General features: G+C 52.5%; 4 protein-coding genes. All 4 read left to right on the forward strand.

Translation table 11 applies throughout. The features are described from left to right. Positions 1–836: 836 nt before the first annotated feature. Positions 837–1,388, forward strand: coding sequence for a hypothetical protein (locus ABJK56_RS13120; protein ID WP_347245119.1), 552 nt, complete (start codon positions 837–839; stop codon positions 1,386–1,388). A gap of 44 nt (positions 1,389–1,432) precedes the next feature. Continuing rightward, entirely contained in the window at positions 1,433–2,662 is a 1,230-nt protein-coding gene (locus ABJK56_RS13125) for a phage terminase large subunit (protein WP_347245120.1), read from the forward strand. A 6-nt stretch (positions 2,663–2,668) separates the two neighbouring features. Continuing rightward, complete coding sequence (locus ABJK56_RS13130; protein WP_347245121.1) at positions 2,669–4,177, forward strand: phage portal protein; 1,509 nt, start codon at positions 2,669–2,671, stop codon at positions 4,175–4,177. Then, on the forward strand, positions 4,177–4,496 hold a 320-nt coding region (locus tag ABJK56_RS13135), incomplete at its 3' end, for a hypothetical protein (RefSeq protein ID WP_347245122.1). The genes ABJK56_RS13130 and ABJK56_RS13135, both read left to right, overlap by 1 nt.

The raw sequence follows: 4,496 nt of genomic DNA on the forward strand, positions 1-4,496 counted from the left end.
AGAGTAAAACACGGCTTATGGCTATGACAAAGTTGTTGTGTTGCGGCCGCCTTTTTGTCGGTGTCCCATAAATGGGACAACATGGGACACTCACAAACGAGGGGGCTTGCAAAAGGTTTTGTGAAATTAGCTAGAGAAACGTTTTCTATGTGTAAAACAGCGGTGGATATCCATCGCTTGGGCCAAGCAACGGGCTTGTGCCACTGCACACTTTTGTGCAAGCCGTGTGTGTCCCAAGTTGTCCCATTGACAAGGTTTTCACAAAGGGCGCAAAATGTGTTGGTTGGCTTGGTGTCCCATTAAATCACATCAATGGGACAACACGGACAAGAAAAGATGTTAAAAAGAAAATCATACACACACGTGAGACCTAGAAAACCACGCCATAAGGGTTTAAGGGGGGCTTAAAAAAACATACTTTGTTAAGTGTCCCACCTTGGGACAGTCAAGAATAATACAGAAATTGAAGTGTCCCAGAACTCGGCATGGGTAAGTCCCCGCCCCGTCCCATGTCCCAATATATTATATATATATTGGGACATGGGACGGGGTGGGGGCGACTTTTACCCCAATGCCGACTTGTGTTGGGAACCTTAAGGATGATGCAAATTGATAAGACAAGCCCGCAACGCAAAAAACAAGCCTTGAAAGCCCCACCACAACCCCCGGATGATCTCGAGCACAGACCCCTTGTGACTTGCTGCTTGAAAAACCGCGCCCCCCCGCCTGGCCAAAAAACGCAAGACAAACCTGTTGACAGAAAAAAAAACGACCTGGTATAATTGCAGAGCAGAGACGCAAGCCCCCCGCCCCCCGGCCACAATTGCAGAGAAACAATGCAAGACAACCTTCGTGAAATAATCGAGCTTGAATGCCCCTTGCCTGGCGAGCCGCAGGAGATCCGAGACCAGATACTGCAGTTCATCGAGGAAAACCCCATCCTGCGCAGATGGCCTCACGAGCCGCTGAGGATGTATCACAACTTCCTGCTCTTCGCTCAAATGGGGCCCGCACGCTCTTACACAGCGCTAGCGCGGCTTCTTGCCTGCAAGCCCAGCACGATCAAAAAACAAGCCCAAAAATTCGGGTGGATTGAAAGAGCGGCTGTTTACGACCAACTGCGCGCCGACGCCGAGCTGACTTTTTCGCTGATACAACGCAAGGAAATGCTCGAGCGCCACGCGGGTTTAGCTGTAAAAATGGGCGAAAAGGTCTCTGAAGCCCTTGATCAAATCGACACTTCGCAAATGAACTCGAAAGACATCATCGACATGTTCAAAGCCAGCGTGGCCATCGAGCGACAAGCGCGCGGCATACCTGATGAAAACAATGGCGAGAAGGTTTCAATTCAATTGGTCCCTGCTAAGCCGCCTGAAGATACTCAATGAACTACTTGACATATGCCTTGCTCCCAAAACAGCTTGAGTTTTGCATGGCCAATGAACCGGAAGTTCTGTACTCAGGAGCCTTCGGGGCAGGGAAGACACGCGCCGTTTGCGTTAAAACTCTAATGCACGCGATAAAACCGGGCAATAGAGTGGGCTTATGCAGAAAAACCTTGGTGAGCTTAAAGGCCACAACTTTAAAAACTTTACTTGAACCGGACGGGGAACTGCCGCCTGTGTTGCCGGTTGGAACGTACTATCACAACAAGTCTGAAAAGACAATAAAAATTTACGGTGGCGGTGAGATTGTTTATTTCGGCATTGATCAAGCTAGTAAAATTGGGTCATTGAACTTAGGGGCTTGCGCTGTTGACGAAGCAACCGAGCTCGACGAGGAAGAATGGTTGATGCTAAGGAGCCGGTGCCGGAACCAAGCAGACGAGAACCGTCAACTGTTTGGGGCTTGCAACCCTGGCCCTCCGCGACACCACCTGGCAGAAAGGTTCGGGTTAACCGGCGGCACAAGGGACAGCAATTGCCGCGTGATCGAAACTAGAAGCAAGGACAACTGGTTTCTACCACGAGACTATCAAGTCTGGCTCGACTCCTTGCCAGGAAAGTACGGCCAGCGGTATCGAGATGGCCAGTGGGTTGGACTAGAAGGCGCCATTTACGACCTGCTCGACGAAAAAGAACACGTTGTTGAGACTGAAAACCTGCCAGCAATGGCCAATTACTGGGTGGGAATGGACTACGGCCCAGGTTCGGTCACTACGTTCTGGCTTCTCGGCCAGGGTGCCGACGGCCGGTTCTACTTCGTCGATTTTTGGCGCTGGGACGTGACTCAAAGCTACCAGCAAGCTTCAGATCTGAAGCTGCTGGAGGGACTGGACGATTGGCTTGATAGTCTCGACATTACACCGGCTTCAATCGTAGTGCCTGTTGACGCGATTTCATTTGTGGTCCTGGCTCAAGACTCCCGGGCCAAATTGAAGAGAGTCAAGCGGCTCGACTGGGCCGATCAGTCGCCGGGTAGTGTCTTAAGGGGCATTCAAGATGTTTACTCGCTGTTCAGTCGAAAGCTGCTCCTCTTTAGCCGGCGGGTTGTTGACAAAGGCGGCTTGAACGAGTGGCTGAGTTATCAATGGGACGAGACTGCACGGCAACAGGGGAAGGACCAGCCGTTGAAGAAAAACGATCATGACCCTGACGCTGGACGATATGCTGTCCAACACGTAAGGCATTTGTGGATAGATCTATTGAGAAAGACAGTATAAAATCCGATGCTGACGCTCATTGACCCTAAAACGACCTGGCCACCGCCGCAATGGAACAATATATACAGGCTTTATGCCTTGCACGACGCCTGGTTCAGCGGCGACGCCAATCGGCTCGCGGCGTGTTACGCGCAGGCGGTCACGATCCCGAACTTCGAGCAGTTTTTCAATGCCTTCCGCACCGACAATGATCATTTTTGGGGTCGCGGGCTCGCGGCGCGGCGGCGCACAATGCTACACGTTCCAGTGGCCGGGGATATCGCTGCAACAAGTGCTGCCTTGTTGTTCTCCGAACCGCCCAAGATAAAAGTGCAAGACGACGGCTCACTAAATGCAAGAAAAGCACAAGCGCGCCTTGACACTATAATCACCGAGGGCCATTGGCGTAGCAAATTGATCGAAGCCGCTGAGGCTTGCGCGGCGTTGGGTGGGATATTTTTAAAAATCAACTGGGACAAGACTCTGGCCAGCATCCCGATCCTGAGCGTGGTCCAGCCCGATCAAGCTTTACCCGAGTTCTCCCATGGCATCTTGACCGCCGTCACCTTCTGGCGCGTGCTCGACGAAGCCGGCGACAAGGTTTGGCGGCTACTCGAACGCCATGAACCAGGCAGGATATTGACAAGTTTGTTTCTTGGAACAGGGGCCCAGCTCGGAACGCCGGTTGATCTTGATTCGAGAGATGAGACTGCAGGCATGTTGCCGGAAGTAGACACAGGGCTTTCAGGCCTGGCTGCGGTTTATGTTCCGAACGTTCGCCCAAACCGTTGGTTCCGCAACGATCCTAGGGGTAAGGACCTTGGGCAAAGCGACTACCTGGGCGCAGAGGGGCTCATGGAGTCGCTGGACGAGACTTATTCAAGTCTGATGCGTGACATTCAACTGGGCAAAGCGAGAATCATCGCGCCCCGGAGATTCTTTCAATTGATGACTTCCGACGACAACAAGTCCCTGGCCTTCGACCTGGACCGCGAAGCCTATGTTGCGTTCGAGGTGATGGAATCCCCGAACAGCACATTAAACGACAACATCAAACTTACTCAATTTGAGATACGGGCCGAACAGCACTTAACCGTTGCACTAGAACTCTTGAAACGAATATATCAAACTGCAGGCTATTCGCCCCAAACATTTGGTTTAGATATTACAGGTCAGGCTGAGTCCGGAACAGCCTTAATGATCAGGGAACGCAAATCTTTAATGACCGCCGCAAAGAAAGCCGAACACTGGCGTGTGGCTCTGGAGCGGCTGGCGTTCATCGCTCAAGCAATCGACGCTAAATATTTGGGCGGCGGATTCACTCCAGTGCCAGTAAGCGTTGAAATGCAAGATTCAGTACGCGGCGAGCTGTCGCAAGTAGCACAAAGCATTGAACTGTTGAGCAGGGCGGGCGCGGTTTCCAAGGAAACGATGGTCAGACTGCTTCACCCGGACTGGACACACGATCAGGTCGAAAGTGAAGTTCGCCGGATCCTTGAGGAAAGCGGGTTGGCGGTTCCGACCGGTGAGTTCTAATGGAACTTGATCTCGAATCCATCGCGGCACTTTATACAGAATATGAGTTTCGCGGGCTATATACCCTTGCGGACGAGATCGTCAAGGTCTTTCGTCGACAGGTCGCCCCGGGCGAACAGGATATCGCGAAGGTTGCGCGGCGAGTTGAAAAAGAGCTCGCGGACGTCGAAGCGCTGTTGCAGGCAAGCGACGAGCAGGTGTTGAACTTGATTGCAGGCGCGGGAGAAAAAGGCGCCGCGCGGGCTTATCGCGAGCTGGCCGAGACGATATCGCCGGCATTTCTTGACTACGACGGCAAGGCGACACGCGAGCGGTGGGG

Source organism: Thermogutta sp., from assembly GCF_039793925.1.
Lineage (GTDB): Bacteria > Planctomycetota > Planctomycetia > Pirellulales > Thermoguttaceae > Thermogutta.

What these genes read in the sequence shown, in the direction of transcription:
- ABJK56_RS13120 (WP_347245119.1), top strand. Translation starts at nt 837, where the DNA reads ATGCAAGACAACCTTCGTGAAATAATCGAGCTTGAATGCCCCTTGCCT.
- ABJK56_RS13130 (WP_347245121.1), top strand. Translation starts at nt 2,669, where the DNA reads ATGCTGACGCTCATTGACCCTAAAACGACCTGGCCACCGCCGCAATGG.
- ABJK56_RS13125 (WP_347245120.1), top strand. Translation starts at nt 1,433, where the DNA reads ATGGCCAATGAACCGGAAGTTCTGTACTCAGGAGCCTTCGGGGCAGGG.